The following is a 16,597-nucleotide window of genomic DNA, read 5'->3' on the forward strand; positions in this document are numbered from 1 at the left end:
GTTTCACCTTCATCGCACAGCACGGTTAATCCGGGGTTACGATACAGCAGGAACGATCTGCGATCAGGGCTGGCTCACACTATGCAAACTGGCTAATTTTACTGCACTTTATCACTAAAATCATATGTAGAATTTGCTGGCGCGATATTCTCTAATAACCATATTTGTTGTGGCAGTTAGTATATTCGCGATCATTTGAGGCATTAAGAGTGCACTGACGAAGTTTTTCCCGGTTAGTAGGTTCATCATTGTAGTTTTGGCCGGATTTTGATTTACTGCCATTGCTGTTGTTACTGTTGCTCATACTGCTACCAATTGCCAGAAGGGCTAATATGCCACCGGCAATTGCTATTTCTTTAGCACCATTACCACCCTTCTTGCCTTGCAGCGTACAATATTCGCCCCAATATTTATACGCAAGGCATGTTCTTTTGCCATTTCTGTAAGTCATCCAGATGGTATCTGTTTTACCATCGGTGTAAAGATAATCTGTCTTGATTACCGCCGAGAATCCATCATCCGATAATTCGGTCACTACAGGGAATCCGGCACTGTCATATCTGTAGTTCTTTACCCATTTCTTGCTTAATTCCCGCAGTTCCAGTTCCATGAAATTACGCAGCTGGTAATCTTCGGTAGTCTGGGCATATGACTGTGTCCCAGCTAGTGATATAGAGATAATTATGGCGATCATACGAATAAAATGGCTCAATTTCAATCTCCACAAATGATTTACATGACCGAATCATGTAAAGTTATTATAGATATTTATTGAAAACTGAAGACAAATCAAAATTCACAACCATTAAAATTGCAGAACAGTAATAGCACGCAATTATGACAATCTATCCTGCTGTTATTACAGTTCTGCGACATTCTTGCCAAGAAACGCAGCGTTGTTCTCGCGCAACACGGCTTCCGCGAAGTCCATCACCGCCCGGATGCGCGCGGTGCGGCGCAGGTCGTTATGGGTCAATATCCAGATATCGCGCGAAGGCTGGGGCGGTCGGTCGGTGATCCGCACCAGACTATTTTCACCATCGCCGATAAAGCAGGGCAGCATTGCGATGCCGACGCCTGCCTTTGTCAATGCAAGCTGCGTCGAAAGATTGGGAAATCCACCCCAGACCGGAACTCTCGGGAAATCGGTGTCTGCAGTCCATGGCGGGAAGGGCGTTTCCTGCTCGCCCCATCCGATCCAGCGGCCATTTTCCGGATGATTATGCAGGTCATGCTTCTCGACATAATCGGGTGTCGCATAGACCGACAGAAAATAAGGGAAAAGCCGTTTGCCGACCAGTGTCTCATGCGGGTTGTTGTCAACGCGGATCGCGACATCGGCCTCACGGCGAGCGACGTCGAGCAGGTCATAGGTTTCTTTGATCGTGATTTCGAGGCCGGGATATTCGGCGCAGAATTCGCCCAGGCGCGGTGCGATAATCTGCGATGCCAGAGGCTCTCCCATGGTTAGCGTGACTTTGCCGGTCAACATGGTGTCGCGACCGGCGATATGACGGGCGACATCGTTGAGGTCGTCGGAGAAGCGGGTCGCCGCTGCCGCCAGCTCCTCACCCGAGCGGGTCACTCTATACCCTTCCGGCCTGCGGTCGAACAGACGCGTGCCCATGGTTTGTTCCAGGCTCTCGATACGCCTGCTGACGGTGCTGTGGTGAACACCCAGTGCAGCTGCGGCACGGCGCACGGTGCCTTCCTTTATCACCGCCTCGAACACATGAATATCTTCCCAGTCCATGCTACCTGTTAGCAGGATTTGCACAGATATGTGGTGCGTATATGCAACTATAATGTGCAAAATAACTGGGTTTCAGGTGCGTTTCTGCATTTTATCATGTGTGCGCGATGAAGGAGCCTGCACCATGACATTACCGCTTATTTCCGCTGCTGCCGCAGGAGCCATATTGATTCTGCAACTCATGCTGATGGTTGCTGTCGGCCTGCATCGGACCAAAAGCGGGGTTTTTGTCGGCCTTGAGGGCGATCGTGATCTCGAACGCAAGGCGCGTCGGCACGGCAATCTCGCCGAAAATGCCGGGATATTCATCGTTGCGCTCGCGCTTGCCGAGATTATCGGCGCCCCGAGTGGCTTCGTCATGACGATTGCACTGGTCTTTGTCATTGGCCGCGCGCTCCACGCCATCGGTTTCAGCTCGCTTACCGGTTCGCATGGCGATGCTGGCAACAGGTTTTTTGTCGCGGCGCGCGCCATCGGTGCGTTCAGTACTTTTTTCGGCGGTCTCGCACTGGGCGCAATGCTGCTCTATCTGGTGCTGTAAGTGATCAGCGAATTTCGGTATTTTCCCGGTCAGGCATGAGCGGCTTGCGACTGCGATCACCCGATAGGCGGTATATGATGTAGATTGGCGCGCGCACGGTGAAGCCGCTATGGCCAAGCTTGTGTGTCTGTACCTGTCCGGTTTGGTTGGCCGGGGATTGTGTTGGTGCCCCGACAAGCCGGGCCACCGCATTGTCCTGTGCCGATGCCGCGAATACGATCGCCTGCGAATAGGTTTGCGGGCCAATAAGGATCGACACATCACCGGTAAAACGATCCGCCAGAGTTTCGGGCGGGGTCACCGTCTCACTGAAGGGCACCGAGACCACATCGCCAATGGTGCTGCCCGGTATCAGTGCCTGATTGGCGGCTGTTATGCGCGCGGTCACGGCCGAGGTCGAGGCAAAAGGCTTGTCGGTGAGATAAGCCATCAGCCTGTCCGACAGGTCATGCGCGCCGCCGCCATTTTTGCGCAGGTCGATGACCAGGCTGGCGGCATTGCGCGTCGCTATCTCGGCAAAGGCCGATGGCAGAAAGCGGGCAAACGCCTCTTCCCGGTCGCGGGCGAAGCTGGGTATGTCGAGAATGGCGGTGTTGCCCTGCCAGCGCAGAGCGTAGTCTGCCGAACGGGCCGGAACAAAGCGAACCGCTTCAGTCAGCGCGATCTTGGTTTCCACGTCGCTGGCATCACGATAGGTCAGGGTGCGTAGCTCTTCTCCTGGCAGCAGCAAGTCGAGATAGGCGTTGAACCGCAGTTCCAATATGCGCAGGCGCAGGCTGTCGCTCTCGCCCCGGATAAGCGGCAGCAACCGGGTCATGACCGCATCGGTAGTCATCGGGCCGAGCCGGGTTAGGGTGGTGCCATCGGGAACCAGTCCCGCGCCGTTGACCACGGAGACGCCTTTGTCCGAAAGGGTGATACCCAATGGCGTTGTTTCACCATCGGTATCGGGCGCATCGGGGGCCATCAGGCCTATATGGGCATCATTGAATAACCGGTTGAGCCTGGCGAGCTGGAGCCAGGCCTCGCGGCGGCTCATGCGTTCGGGCAGATCGGCCTTGATCGCTGCTGCCCCGGCATCGACCTGTTGCGCAGACGCCGAATAATCGAGGTCCGGATGAGTCGCGCGTGTCCATTGCAGCCATTCGTCAAGATCGGCGGCGACCTGTTCAGCGGTCAGTTCGGCTGCAGGCGCGGATATTTGTGCCCGGGCTGCAAATGGTATCGCCGCGCATAGCAACCCCAGCAAAGCAGCGGCTATCAGGCGGGTAAAGGGAATGAACACGGGTTAAGCCCTTCTACATGATCTACCGTATTATAACGGTAACACGCAAAAGATTATGAGGCAAGCAAGTGGTGTCAGATACCGGCTATGCCCCGATGGCGCGGCGGATATCCTGGACAAAGCTCGTCCGTCGCACTGTTTCGTAGAGCAGCCTTGCCAGTGCTCGCCCGGGCCAGCGCATGGGTCGCCGCACCTGCAACATCAGCACCACGCGCGGCTCGCCAGTCTCGTTCCACACCTCATGCGGATAGGTTTCGTCGAACACCAGCCATTCGCCCTCGCTCCAGCGCACGGTGATGCTGTCATCGACGCGCATTTCGCAGCGTCCTTCGGCGCGCGGCACCACCAGCGGCAAGTGGCAATTGAGCCATGCCTTGGTCAGTCCCTTATGCCGCGGCACATGGGTATCGCCCTCCATGATCGAGAAAAAGGCGACGACCAGACCCGGCACCTGGCGCAGCAACGCCGCGGTTTCAGGGCATTGGGCGCAATTGCCCGGCGAGCGAAAGCCATAGCCTTCGAAGAAAAAACTCTTCCATTGCGGACCATTGGCGATCCGGCGATGATCGGGGGATATCTTGCCAAAGGCGGGGATGTTGCCGCGCTCGCGCAGCAGCGCCAGCGCCTCGGCCTGAATGATGGGCCAGTTGCGTTGTAGATTCTCCAGTCCGGGAAGTGTCCCGGCGGGTATCACCGGCTCGGTCGAGGTCAGCGACTGGCGAGCCAGAAAGCGGTTCATCGGCGCACGCAACCGCTTGCCCAGCCGGACAATGGCCGACTGTTTCGGGCGGACATAGCGCTCGCCCGAACCGGAATCCCCTGCTGTGTTTGAAGCCGTTGCCGCCATATTCGCATCCCTGCCAATTCTGCGCGACCATAGATATTTTAATTGATTTTACGGGTAATTTAAAGACCCTTGCTATGAGATGAACATTCAGGCCAATGGCCGCATCGACTGCCCAGGACACGAAGAAGGCCGGAGCATTGCTGCCCCGGCCTCTTTGTTTTTCCGGTTGGAAAGCGGTTGGCTTAGAAGCCCATGCCGCCGCCCATACCGCCCATGTCAGGCATGGCTGGAGCAGCCGGCTTGTCTTCGGGGATTTCTGCGACAGCCGCTTCGGTGGTGATCAGCAGACCGGCAACCGAGGCTGCGTCCTGCAGTGCGGCGCGGACAACCTTGGTCGGGTCGATCACGCCGGCAGCCACCAGATCTTCATAAACGTCAGTCTGGGCGTTGAAGCCCTGGCTCTCATTGCCGCCGTCGATCAGCTTACCAGCGACGACTGCGCCGTCATGACCTGCATTCTCGGCGATTTGACGTACAGGAGACTGCAGCGCACGGCGAACAATGTCGACGCCGCGGGTCTGGTCGTCATTGTCGCCGTCAACGCCGTCCAGCGCTGCGGTGGCATAGAGAAGCGCGGTACCGCCGCCAGGGACGATGCCTTCTTCAACCGCAGCACGGGTTGCGTGCAGCGCATCGTCAACGCGGTCTTTCTTCTCTTTCACTTCGACTTCGGTAGCACCGCCAACCTTGATCACAGCAACGCCGCCGGCCAGCTTGGCCAGACGCTCTTGCAGCTTCTCACGGTCATAATCGCTGGTGGTGTTCTCGATCTGGGTGCGGATGGCTTCGACGCGGGCTTTGATGTCGTCCGCATTGCCTGCACCGTCGACGATGGTGGTGTTGTCCTTGTCGATGGTGACGGTCTTGGCTTCACCCAGCATGCCGAGAGTGACGTTTTCCAGCTTGATGCCCAGGTCTTCGGAGATCATTTCACCCTGGGTCAGGATCGCGATGTCTTCGAGCATCGCCTTGCGACGATCGCCAAAGCCAGGAGCCTTGACGGCAGCGATCTTCAGACCGCCGCGCAGCTTGTTGACCACCAGCGTAGCTAGGGCTTCGCCTTCAATATCCTCGGCGATGATCAGCAGCGGACGACCAGACTGCACAACCGCTTCGAGGATCGGCAGCATCGCCTGCAGGTTGCTGAGCTTCTTCTCGTGGATCAGGATGTAGGGGTTATCCAGTTCGGATACCATCTTGTCCGGGTTGGTGATGAAATAAGGCGACAGGTAACCGCGGTCGAACTGCATGCCTTCAACAACATCGAGCTCAAATTCGAGGCCCTTGGCTTCCTCAACGGTGATGACGCCTTCCTTGCCGACTTTTTCCATGGCTTCAGCGATCTTCTCGCCAACTTCCTTGTCACCATTGGCAGAGATAACGCCGACCTGTGCGATTTCGGAAGAACCGGCAACGTCCTTGGAACGGCCCTTGAGGTTTTCGACAACCTTGGTGACAGCCAGATCAATGCCGCGCTTCAGGTCCATCGGGTTCATGCCAGCGGCAACCGATTTCATGCCTTCGCGGACAATGGCCTGCGCCAATACGGTGGCAGTGGTGGTGCCGTCGCCGGCAACATCATTGGTCTTGGAAGCGACTTCCTTGACCATCTGGGCGCCCATATTCTCGAACTTGTCCTTCAGTTCGATTTCCTTGGCAACCGAAACACCATCCTTGGTGATGCGCGGTGCGCCAAAGCTCTTGTCGAGCACAACATTGCGGCCCTTGGGGCCGAGGGTGACCTTTACGGCATCGGCGAGGGTATCGACACCTTTGAGGATGCCTTCGCGCGCCGTGCGGCCGAATTTAACGTCTTTTGCTGCCATGAGATTGTTCCTTCTCTAGCGTTGATTGTGTGGGGAGGGAAAAGCGTCAGATCAGGCAAGAATGCCCATGATGTCGCTTTCCTTCATGATGATCAGGTCTTCGCCGTCGATCTTGATCTCGGTGCCGGACCATTTGCCGAACAGGATCTTGTCGCCAGCCTTGACGTCGAGCGCGATGCGATCGCCATCGTCATCCTTCAGGCCTTCGCCAACGGCGACGACTTCGCCTTCAGACGGCTTTTCCTTGGCGCTGTCGGGGATGATGATCCCGCCAGCGGTTTTTTCTTCGGCTTCGATGCGGCGCACCAGAACCCGGTCATGCAAAGGACGAAAGTTCATGAACTTACCCTTTCTGAATTTAAGTGTGTTGCGAAATGCTTGTGTTAGCACTCGCTTAATAAGAGTGCTAGCGGCGCCCTATATGGTGCAGACTCAGGCTGCGTCAACACCGTAATTGCCAAAAAATCTGCAGCTCGGTACTGTTCTAAAACAGGTAGCAGGAGAGGCGGGAAATGGCCTATATTCAGGCAGTGGCGGCAACATTGCTCGCAGCGGCCTCAGCGCAGCAGGGGGATTGCCTGACTGGTCCTGTGCGCGGCGTGTGTGATGGCGACCGGCCCAGCCCCTATTTCGATCCGGATGTCATGGTTCGGTGTTATGGCATCGCCCGCAGGGCAGAAAATGACTGCGCCGCCGGGCCAGGGACAGTCTGTGCCGGCACGGCCTCGCGTGATTACCAGCCTGATCGCTGGCGCTATGTGACGGCTGAGGAGTGCGCAAGGCAATATGGGCATATCGATCCGCGCGACCGGCAGCGTGTACCGCGCCGGAGGGATTATGCGGACGGGGCGTTGCCGGATCCTGACCATGACTATGCCAGAAGTGCTGTCGAGGCAGCGGAAGCGGCAGCCGAGGCTGCGGCTGCGGCGGTTGAAGCTGCCGCCGCAGCGGAAGCGAGCGGGGAAATGTCATATGACGCACCGTGGCGCGGGGCGCTTGAGGATGATGACTATGTCGTCGAGGGATATGAAGCAGAGCCTGTCGCCTATGAAAAATGCTTCGGAATTGCTCTGGCGGGCCGGAATGACTGTGCAGCTGGACCGGGAACAAGCTGTGCCGGCACGGCGGTAATCGATTATCAGAGCAATAGCTGGAAATATGTCGGGCTGGGCGAATGTGCACAGCAGGGCGGGGCGCTGGAGCCCGATGATAGCAACCTCCCACCAGTCCCCGACTGGCGGGATTAATTTCAGACTTTTGTAACATTGCTCCTTTCGCGGACGAACGGTGGAGAGAGTAGGCAATGACGCGCGGCGTCGATGCTGATTTCACTCCCCGTTTCTTACTGTGAAAGGAAAGACCATGTCCAAGACAATGACCAAGATCGGCAGCATTGCCACTGCCGCTGCTGCAATTGCCGCCGCTGCTTCGATGGCGTCCGCTCCGGCCGCTGCTGCCGGCGCCAAGGAAAAATGCTATGGCGTATCGCTCGCCGGCAAGAATGACTGCGCTGCAGGTCCGGGTACCTCATGCGCCGGCACCTCGACCGTCGACTATCAAGGCAATGCCTGGAAATATGTCAACAAGGGCAGCTGCGTCAAAATGGGTGGTTCGCTGACCGCTCGTAAAGGCAATAAGAAGCCGGTTCCGCGTCGCGGCTAATTAGGCTATTCTTTGCGGATGAACCAGGTCAGCTCGACAGGAGCAGCATCTTCCATGCAAATCCCCAGCCTGCCGGCATCGGTGGGTATTGGTCTCAAGTCGCAGCATTATCGCGACGTGCTGGCCGCCATGGAAGATGGAACGGCTCCGGGCTGGGTTGAGGTTCATCCGCAAAATTATTTTGGTGCCGGTGGGCCACCGCATCGCTGGTTGACCGCGATCAATGCCCATCTCCCTCTCAGTCTGCACAGTGTCGGACTGTCGCTCGGCTCGGCCGATGGCCTGAGCGAGGATGATCTGGAAGGCATGGCGCGGTTGTGTGAACGCTATGACGTCGCCAGCGTTTCCGACCATATCAGCTGGAGCGGGCAGGCGGATGACCGCTATCCCGATCTTCTCCCCATACCCTATACCCAATTTGCGCTTGATCATCTGGCGCGCCAGATTGACCGGGTGCAGGCCCGTCTCGGCCGGCAGATGCTGGTCGAGAACCCGTCGCGCTATCTCGCCTTTGCTGGTGACGAGATGGACGAGATCGATTTCATTCACAGCCTCTGCACCATGACTGGCTGCGGCCTGTTGTTCGACATCAACAATGTCGAAGTCAGCGCCACCAATATGGCCGTTCTGGATGGTGTGACCACCATGCCGGAGCCGCAGAACTATATCGACCGCATCGATCCGGCGCTGGTCGGCGAAATCCATCTGGCCGGCCATGCTCGAGAACAGCATGATGACGGCCCGCTGCTGATCGATGACCATGGCAGTCCGGTCAATGACCTTTGCTGGTCGCTCTATGCCCGCTTCATCGAACGTGCTGGCCCCAAGCCGACGCTGATTGAATGGGATACCGATATTCCTGAATATGCAGTGCTGATGGCCGAAGCTGAAGCAGCAGCGGCGATCATGGCGCAGCATGCCGCTCCGGCGCTGGAAAACAACGCCGCCTGACCATGGCTGACACATCGGATCTCAGTTACAGCGCCGATCAGCGTGATTTCATGACCGTATTGCGCAAGGGGCCGGGGGCTTTTCCCGATGGCGTCTTTGCCGGCAGCGATGCGCGGGCACTGCTCGGACTCAAGGCCCATGCCAACACCATTTCCCATGCACGGCTAGTAGCGTTGGAAGACACTTATCCGAAAACCCGCGAACGATTGGGCGATGATGCGTTCAACCAGGTCAGTCGCGCCTTTGTCGAGCGCGATGATGTGGTGGCGCGTCCGCTCAACCATATCGGAGAAGGCTTTGGCGATTATATCGGCGATCATGGCAGCGACGCCGCGAGCGCTGATCTGGCGCGCATCGAATGGGCCTGGCTGCAAAGCTATCATGCCGCCGAGGCCGAATATCTGACAATGCAGGATATTGCCGCACTTGATGAACAAAGCCTGCTTGACCTGCCGCTGCACTTTCATCCGACGGTGCAGCATGTCAGACTGTCTGCACCGATAGCGCCCGAGCTTGGCCCCGGCTTCGACAGTGAAAATCCGGCTGAAGCGATGCTGCTGGTGCGTCCCGATGCCGAGGTTCTGTTGCACCCGCAGGACGCTATTGCACAAGCGGCTTTTGCCATTGCAAAAAAATCGATAAGGATGCGTAACTTTCTCGAAACGGCTTGCGAACAGTTCAGCGAGAACAGCGCGTTGGAGCAGATTTTTGCTCTGGTCGGGGCCGGTGCCCTGAAGCGCAGCATATCGGGCTAGGTGGGAATATGCTCTGCACGATGTGGTTCGATACACACGAATAGAGATAAAGGCAGAACCGACATGAAAGACCTGATCAACAAGCTGATTGCACTGGTTGATAACCAGTTTGTCAAAGCCCTGGCCCTGCTTGGTGCCCGTATTGCCCTTGCCGCACCCTTCTGGTTTTCGGCCAGAACCAAGGTGGAAGAGGGAACATTGCTGACGCTGAACGATGTGCAGGTGCTGATATTCGAAAATGAATTTGGCATGCCCTACCCGGAAATCGCAGCGCCGATAGCGATGTATGCCGAACATCTTTTCCCGATCCTGCTGATCCTCGGCCTGGGCACACGCTTTGCTGCTGCCGGACTGTTCGTCATGACCCTGGTGATCCAGATGGTCTTCCCCGACGCTTTCTGGACCGTGCACCTGTACTGGTTCGCGCTGGCGGGCATATTGATTGCCCATGGTGGTGGTCTGCTTTCGGCGGACAAGCTGGTCTGGAAGTAACGCCTTTCCGGCTTCGCTGAAACGCGACAGGACGGTAAGGGGCAGGCGCTGCTGATTGCAGTCTGCCCCTTGCTGTGTCGGGCTGATTCAGCGGTGTGCATGGCTTTGTGACTGCCTTGAGAAGGCAAAAATGTTGCGCTATCGTAACAACATAAATGTGTCTTGCGCGGCCCGTGAAATCTATTAGCCCTTGACCTTTAGCCTCCAAAGCAGGCAGTTTTTCCCGAAATAGCAAAGGCTCTGAACCAAGTGGCATCGCGCGAAGAAGAATTGCGGCACCTGATGACGTTGTCACAACAGGGAGACAAGCGCGCCTATGCCCGGTTGCTGGAGGAGTGCCAGATCTGGCTGCGGCGCTATTATGCACGCAAGATCGCGCCGTCGCAGCTCGAGGATATCGTCCAGGAAACGCTGATCTCGCTGCACCGCAAACGCGCCAGCTATGATCCGTCGCGCGCTTTCCTGCCCTGGCTCGCCGCGATTGCACGCTATCGCTGGATCGACCAGCTGCGCAAAGTCTATCGCGCCGATGAGACGGGGCTGGAGGAAGAGCTGGTTGCTGACCCGCAGGAAGAAACGGTCTCGGCCAGGGTCAGCCTTGAACGTCTGCTCGACATGATCCCGGAAAAACAGGCGGTGGTGATCCGCATGGTCAAAATCCAGGGATTGTCGATCATCGAGGCGGCAGAAAAGAGCGGCCAGTCGGAATCGCTGGTCAAGGTCAATATCCATCGTGGCATCAAGAAGATGAACGCGCTGGTCGAAAGTTCGGAATAAGGCAGGCTGTCATGAGCATGGCCTGCATGACAGTGATAAAAAATATAGCATGGGTGTAACCATCGATGCAGGGGATGCGAATTGAGTGTGAGTCCGTGTTTCTGCGCGCCGCGTCAGCGGAATATGTGCGATGACAATGCGGGATTGAAACTGTGGCAACTGATAGAGTAAATACGCGTAATGTCTGATCGAGAAACAACACAGAAAGGTGCCATTGCGGTCGATACCGGCTTCAGCCTGAGCGAGCTGGTCGATGACCTGACGCCGGTCAATCCGCTGCGCATTCGCGACGGCATGGCAGTGGCTTTGACGCTGACCCTGTTCGTCGGCGTCGGCATTTCCTTCTTCCTTGGCCTGCGCAATGGACTGACCTCGGGTCGGATCGAGACGATTTACCTGATGCGTCTGGCTGCACTGCTGCTTGTTGGCGGGGTCAGCGGCTATGCTGCAATGTCTATGGCGCGTCCTGCAATCGATGCCACGCGCCGCGCTACGGAAACCGTGGCATGGCGCGCAGCGCTGGGTATAGCGGCGCTGTTCCCGCTGCTGGCGCTGGTCAATATCTTTTCCGATATTCCCTCGGCCGATCAGCTCGACCGAATGCTTTACACCCGCACTGTTGCCCGCGAATGCCTGACGTATAGTGGTATTTCAGCACTGATCGTCGGCAGCGGCATTGTGCTGTGGCTGCGTCGTGGTGCGGTTACCGCGCCCGAACGCGCCGGTTGGCTTGTCGGCCTCGCCGCAGGCGGCTTTGGCGCTGCTGCCTACAGCATTTACTGCCCGATCAATACGGTTGTCTATATTGGTACCTGGTACACCGCTGCAGTGGTGATCAGCGCCATTGCCGGTCGCCTGATCGTGCCGCAGCTTCTGCGCTGGTAAGCATTTCCACGCGTCCAGGGCGGTGCAATCGGTCGAAGGAAGGGGCGTTTTCGCCCCTTTTTTCTTGCCTTGCACCGACCCGATTACCACGTAAATTGCGACGAAGCGCATCTGCGCCAACAGGGACAGGGTAGAATACCCGCATATTCAGGAATAATTATCGTGGCATTTTTCAAAAGCGCCTGGAAAATACTGGTGGGCATCAAGGACGCGCTGGTGCTGCTCCTGTTGCTGCTGTTCTTTGCTGCACTACTCGGCATTTTGAACAGTCGCCCCAATGTTGCAGCGGTCAAGGATGGCGCGCTGCTGCTCAATATTGACGGCATCATTGTCGAAGAACAGTCCGAGGTTGATCCCTTTGCAGCGCTGACCAGCGCGACACCGCCGATCAAGGAATATCGCCGCCGCGACATTGTCCGGGCGCTCAAGGGTGCGGTCGATGATGATCGCGTCAAGGCCGTGGTGCTCGATCTCGACCGTTTTCTCGGTGCGGGGCAGGTCAGCCTGACCACGATTGGCGATGCGCTTGATGCGGTGCGTGCATCGGACAAGCCGGTCTATGCCTTTGCCACGGCCTATGGCGATGACGCCTATCAGCTTGCCGCCCATGCCGATGAAATCTGGGTCGATCCGCTGGGCGGGGTCGCCTTTGCCGGCCCCGGCGGCAGCCGGCTTTACTATGCCGACCTGATCAACAAGCTGAAAATTACCGCGCATATCTACAAGGTCGGCACCTATAAGAGCGCGGTCGAGCCCTATGCGCGTTCGGACCAGTCGCCCGAAGCCAAGGAAGCGTTGCAGGCCGTCTATGATGCTTTGTGGGAACAGTATCTCGAGGATGTGAAAGCCGCACGATCTCAGGCACTGGTGCAGGCCGTGGCCGAGGACCCCGCCGGCTATGCGACATCGCAAAAGGGCGATCTTGCCAAGGCGGCGTTGGAGAGCAAGCTGGTCGACACGCTGGGTGACCGCATAGCCTTTGGCGAGCATGTCGCCGAGACCGTTGGCGTGGAGAAGGAAGACACACCGGGCAGCTATAATGCCACCAGGCTGGATGTCTGGCTTGCGGCCAATGCCCCCGATACCAGCGGCGAAGCCATTGCCGTTGTCACCATTGCCGGAACGATTGTCGATGGCAAGGCAGGGCCGGGCGTTGCCGCGGGCGAGCGCATTGCCGACCAGCTCTACAAAGGGCTGGAGAACAAGAACCTCAAGGCGCTGGTGGTGCGCGTCGACTCTCCCGGTGGTTCGGTGCTGGCATCGGAGCGCATCCGCAATGCGATCAACCTTTACAAGGAGCGCGACCTGCCGGTGGTGATCTCCATGGGCAATGTCGCTGCCAGTGGCGGATATTGGGTCGCGACCCCGGGTGATGTCATCTTTGCCGAACCTTCGACCATTACCGGGTCGATCGGCGTGTTTGCGGTGCTGCCGAGCTTCGAGCGGGCGCTTGCCGATATCGGCGTGAATGCCGATGGCGTGCAAACCACACCACTGTCCGGTCAGCCCGATATCTTCAACGGCTTCAACGACAGCGTGAACACGCTGATTCAGGCCGGTGTCGAAAGCACCTATGACCGTTTTCTCGGTCTGGTGGCGCAGTCGCGCAACAAGACCGTCGATCAGATCGATGCCATCGGCCAGGGCCGTATATGGGACGGCGGTACGGCACGACAAATTGGCCTGATAGACCGCTTTGGCGGCATGGATGATGCTCTCGCTGAAGCTGCTAAACTTGCCGGTATTGATGGTGATTACCATCCGGTCTATCTGGATCCTGTGCCCGATCCTTTCGCACAGTTTGTGTCTGGCCTGTTCCGCAATGACAATGCTGCACAAGGCGAGGCGCTGGGCGTCGTTGGTCAACTGTCGCAGCGCCAATATATGCAGTTCGGTCGGTTGGCACTCGATCTGGAGCGACTGGTATCGGTGCAGGATGTTCAGGCAGAGTGTTTGGAATGCGCCGGGCTTGCCGCATCGCCTGCAGGTTCAGCGCAACATGGCAGCGAATGGCTGGCGGCGATGCGGCAGGTGCTCGTCGCGCGACCGCAATGACCGCTTATTCGATAAGCACGCGATAGCGCAGGCTTAGCTGCGGCGCGCCGCTGCCCCTGTCGCCTTCAAAATGGCCTGATGGCACAATGACGAAGGCCCGGACATTGCTGTCACTGCCATCCCCGCCGTCCGAGGGGGTGTAGCCAAATCCCGATATGTCGGAAAAATCGATATTGTCTCCGCCCGAACCAAGCCCCAGAAATGTATAGCCAAGCCCCAGCGCAAGGGCACTCCCGCTCGCTTCAATCGGTCCGGAACCGGTACCGGCGATATCGCCCACCAACAGGGCGGTGTGTTGCGACAGCAGATCAGAGATGATCAGCGAGCCCTGATCGACCGGGGCGTTGCCGATATTTTCCACGGTTATCAGATACTCCACAGTCGAGCCGGGAATGGCAAAGCCTTCATTCACGGCATTAGCGATAGTGACGCTCGTCTTGGTCACCTGTATTTCACCGCGAAGGTTGGCGTGAAAGGGTTGGGAGAAGGCGATGATCGCGGCTGATTCTGCATCCGCAGCGGCTACGCGGCGTTCATTATCAATTGCGCGGTCCTCGTCGACACGAAGGGAGATTGTCGACGATGTCAGGCTGCAATAGCGAAACCAGCCACCATCGCCATTGTTGCGACTGCGCTTCTTGGCCACGACGACACGGCTTGCCGATGTGATCGGCAGGACGACCGAAAAGCAGCCATCATCCCAGCCGCGCACCACATTGCCGCTGTTATCCGCACCCCAGCTGATAGTATTTCCGGCGATATCCTCAAAATTGTCGCTCGCGCCAGCGGGGAAGGCAATCCAGCCGACCGTTTCGACAAGGACGGTGCCAATTGATGACTGGCTGCGTTCCAGCGCGAGTTGGAAGCCATTGCTGTTCTGGTTGACGGTGAGCGCGGTAATATGCGGACGCGAGCTTTGCGAGGGCACGTTACGGGTTTCGCTATTTGCTGTCTGTATCTGGGCAATCACTGTCGTGATACCGCTTAGCGGTTGGGAGAAGCTGACATTGGTAAAGCTCGCGCTGCCGCTGACTCCAGGCCCGAACTGAACGGCACTGGTGTCGGTGCGACCGGCTTCTATAACCGTGCCACCCGGCAGGATATGGCGTCCTGGCTCAATCGCAACATAGTGCACAATCTGCGAAATGTGCCGACCATCCCAGTTATCGGGTTCCAGAATGAGTGAGTCGAAACCGGTTGTGGTGATATTGGTGATGCGAATGGAAGCGGAATTATTGCCCTGGGAGTCAGCCAGGGCAATGACGACAGGAACCGTGTCAAAATTTTGCTGAAAATTGATACGGGTTGGCGCGCGCGGCCCGCTCAGGGTATTGCCTGCGGTATAGGTTCCGGCCTCCAACCGCCCCGCATAGGCCGGGTCCGGCCGCAGCAACATGACTGCCGCGAACACTGCCAATATCGTGCCCATAATACGCATAGCCGGGCAAAAATATGTGTTCCGGGTTAACCAATATTTACCATAAGCGCCTGAAACCTGTAACTTCTGGGCGATCTCCTGTAACAAATTCCCCGCGGGAGGCAGTGCGACCATACAGTCCTTCACATTCGCAAGGGAAAAGGTCCGTTTTGAACCAGACACTGTAGCGTCGACAAGATATCATTCTGCCTGCAGTTGACAGACCCTTGTACGCGGCCTATGCGCGCCCTACATGACAGTGCGAATCAACCAGCCCGTGCGTCTGCGCGCCGCTGGTATTTTGCATTTTTATGGAACGCTATGAGATGGGCCGTGGCAATGGTGCCTCGCCTGTGGAGCAGGAGACGAGTTAAGTGGCACGTATTGCCGGGGTCAATATCCCCACCAATAAGCGCGTAATCATCGCGCTCACCTACATTCACGGAATTGGCCGTACCAAGGCTGTCGAAATTGCCGACAAGCTGGGTATCGACCATACGCGCCGGGTTCAGGATCTGACCGATGCGGAAGTTCTGCAGATTCGTGAAACCATCGACGCCGATCATACGGTTGAAGGCGATCTGCGCCGCGAAACCGCGATGAACATCAAGCGTCTGATGGACCTTGCCTGCTATCGTGGCCTGCGCCACCGCAAGGGCCTGCCGGTTCGCGGCCAGCGCACGCACACCAATGCCCGCACCCGCAAGGGCAAGGCCAAGCCGATCGCTGGCAAGAAGAAGTAGGAAAACAGACAGTCCGGGGGACTGTTTGTCTATTTCTTCTCCGCCGGAGGCAGCTTTCCTCACGGCAAAACGGAAATGGCAAAACCCCCTTCGACTATGAAGGATAGTAATTATGGCACGTGAACCGCAACGTATTCGCAAGCGCGAGCGCAAAAACATTTCTTCTGGTGTGGCCCATGTCAACGCCAGCTTCAACAACACCATGGTCACCATCACCGATGCCCAGGGCAATGCGATCAGCTGGTCCTCGGCAGGCATGATGGGCTTCAAGGGCTCGCGCAAGTCGACGCCCTATGCCGCACAGGTCGCCGCGGCTGATGCCGGCCGCAAGGCGGCCGAACATGGTGTCCGCACGCTGGAAGTCGAGGTTAAGGGACCCGGCTCCGGACGTGAATCTGCCCTGCGCGCATTGCAGGCTGAGGGCTTCACCATTACCTCGATCCGCGATGTTACGCCGATCCCGCATAATGGTGTCCGTCCGTCAAAGCGCCGCCGGGTCTAACCTCCAGCCTTTGTCCCAACGGGATGGCAGACGTGCCATTCCTGCTTGTCTCTGGCCGGAGCGCGCTGAACGTGCCGATATTCAGCTATCCGCTCCCGCCCAAATT

The 16,597-nt window shown here is 57.5% G+C and carries 17 protein-coding genes and 2 pseudogenes; 12 read left to right on the forward strand and 7 right to left on the reverse strand.

Going from position 1 to position 16,597, the window contains the following annotated elements:
• Positions 1–151: 151 nt before the first annotated feature.
• Together AAFX04_03250 and AAFX04_03255 are read right to left on the reverse strand one after the other, a co-directional pair.
• Entirely contained in the window at positions 152–712 is a 561-nt protein-coding gene (locus tag AAFX04_03250; protein MEO1044439.1) for a hypothetical protein, read from the reverse strand.
• A 147-nt stretch (positions 713–859) separates the two neighbouring features.
• Positions 860–1,753, reverse strand: coding sequence for a LysR family transcriptional regulator (locus AAFX04_03255; protein ID MEO1044440.1), 894 nt, complete (start codon positions 1,751–1,753; stop codon positions 860–862).
• Between the two features lie 124 nt (positions 1,754–1,877).
• Here AAFX04_03255 and AAFX04_03260 point away from each other — a divergent pair, with 124 nt between their 5' ends.
• On the forward strand, positions 1,878–2,294 hold the full coding sequence (locus tag AAFX04_03260) for an MAPEG family protein (protein ID MEO1044441.1): 417 nt from the start codon (positions 1,878–1,880) through the stop codon (positions 2,292–2,294).
• A 4-nt stretch (positions 2,295–2,298) separates the two neighbouring features.
• On the opposite strand, the gene AAFX04_03265 is transcribed toward AAFX04_03260, so the two are convergent.
• The 4 genes from AAFX04_03265 to groES form a co-directional block, all read right to left on the reverse strand.
• Positions 2,299–3,579 carry a S41 family peptidase gene (locus AAFX04_03265; GenBank protein ID MEO1044442.1) on the reverse strand — a complete coding sequence of 427 codons (1,281 nt, stop codon included), beginning with the start codon at positions 3,577–3,579 and terminating at the stop codon, positions 2,299–2,301.
• Between the two features lie 85 nt (positions 3,580–3,664).
• On the reverse strand, positions 3,665–4,426 hold the full coding sequence (locus tag AAFX04_03270) for an aspartyl/asparaginyl beta-hydroxylase domain-containing protein (GenBank protein ID MEO1044443.1): 762 nt from the start codon (positions 4,424–4,426) through the stop codon (positions 3,665–3,667).
• 182 nt (positions 4,427–4,608) lie between these two features.
• Positions 4,609–6,252, reverse strand: coding sequence for a chaperonin GroEL (gene groL / locus AAFX04_03275; GenBank protein ID MEO1044444.1), 1,644 nt, complete (start codon positions 6,250–6,252; stop codon positions 4,609–4,611).
• A gap of 51 nt (positions 6,253–6,303) precedes the next feature.
• On the reverse strand, positions 6,304–6,591 hold the full coding sequence (groES, locus tag AAFX04_03280; protein ID MEO1044445.1) for a co-chaperone GroES: 288 nt from the start codon (positions 6,589–6,591) through the stop codon (positions 6,304–6,306).
• Positions 6,592–6,896: 305 nt separating this feature from the next.
• Here groES and AAFX04_03285 point away from each other — a divergent pair.
• The 9 genes and pseudogenes from AAFX04_03285 to sppA all read left to right on the forward strand — a co-directional run bounded on the left by AAFX04_03285 (position 6,897) and on the right by sppA (position 13,829).
• A pseudogene (locus AAFX04_03285) lies at positions 6,897–7,022 on the forward strand (DUF2282 domain-containing protein).
• A 273-nt stretch (positions 7,023–7,295) separates the two neighbouring features.
• Positions 7,296–7,499: pseudogene (locus AAFX04_03290) on the forward strand (DUF2282 domain-containing protein).
• A gap of 115 nt (positions 7,500–7,614) precedes the next feature.
• Entirely contained in the window at positions 7,615–7,914 is a 300-nt protein-coding gene (locus AAFX04_03295; GenBank protein MEO1044446.1) for a DUF2282 domain-containing protein, read from the forward strand.
• Between the two features lie 54 nt (positions 7,915–7,968).
• Positions 7,969–8,865 (forward strand): DUF692 domain-containing protein, encoded by an 897-nt coding sequence (locus AAFX04_03300; GenBank protein ID MEO1044447.1) that lies wholly within the window; start codon positions 7,969–7,971, stop codon positions 8,863–8,865.
• 2 nt (positions 8,866–8,867) lie between these two features.
• Complete coding sequence (locus tag AAFX04_03305; protein MEO1044448.1) at positions 8,868–9,620, forward strand: putative DNA-binding domain-containing protein; 753 nt, start codon at positions 8,868–8,870, stop codon at positions 9,618–9,620.
• A 63-nt stretch (positions 9,621–9,683) separates the two neighbouring features.
• Positions 9,684–10,112, forward strand: a complete 429-nt coding sequence (locus AAFX04_03310) for a DoxX family protein (GenBank protein ID MEO1044449.1) — start codon at positions 9,684–9,686, stop codon at positions 10,110–10,112.
• Between the two features lie 249 nt (positions 10,113–10,361).
• Complete coding sequence (locus AAFX04_03315; GenBank protein MEO1044450.1) at positions 10,362–10,889, forward strand: sigma-70 family RNA polymerase sigma factor; 528 nt, start codon at positions 10,362–10,364, stop codon at positions 10,887–10,889.
• 180 nt (positions 10,890–11,069) lie between these two features.
• Positions 11,070–11,774 carry a DUF1109 domain-containing protein gene (locus AAFX04_03320; protein ID MEO1044451.1) on the forward strand — a complete coding sequence of 235 codons (705 nt, stop codon included), beginning with the start codon at positions 11,070–11,072 and terminating at the stop codon, positions 11,772–11,774.
• Positions 11,775–11,936: 162 nt separating this feature from the next.
• On the forward strand, positions 11,937–13,829 hold the full coding sequence (gene sppA, locus AAFX04_03325) for a signal peptide peptidase SppA (protein MEO1044452.1): 1,893 nt from the start codon (positions 11,937–11,939) through the stop codon (positions 13,827–13,829).
• Positions 13,830–13,833: 4 nt separating this feature from the next.
• On the opposite strand, the gene AAFX04_03330 is transcribed toward sppA, so the two are convergent.
• Positions 13,834–15,267 (reverse strand): H-type lectin domain-containing protein, encoded by a 1,434-nt coding sequence (locus AAFX04_03330; protein MEO1044453.1) that lies wholly within the window; start codon positions 15,265–15,267, stop codon positions 13,834–13,836.
• Positions 15,268–15,620: 353 nt separating this feature from the next.
• Here AAFX04_03330 and rpsM point away from each other — a divergent pair, with 353 nt between their 5' ends.
• A complete protein-coding gene (gene rpsM, locus AAFX04_03335; protein MEO1044454.1) occupies positions 15,621–15,989 on the forward strand; it encodes a 30S ribosomal protein S13 in 369 nt (122 codons plus the stop codon).
• 112 nt (positions 15,990–16,101) lie between these two features.
• Positions 16,102–16,491, forward strand: a complete 390-nt coding sequence (rpsK, locus tag AAFX04_03340; GenBank protein ID MEO1044455.1) for a 30S ribosomal protein S11 — start codon at positions 16,102–16,104, stop codon at positions 16,489–16,491.
• Positions 16,492–16,597: the final 106 nt, after the last annotated feature.

The sequence above is a fragment of the Pseudomonadota bacterium genome, from assembly GCA_039818985.1.
Taxonomy (GTDB): Bacteria; Pseudomonadota; Alphaproteobacteria; order Sphingomonadales; family Sphingomonadaceae; genus Alterisphingorhabdus.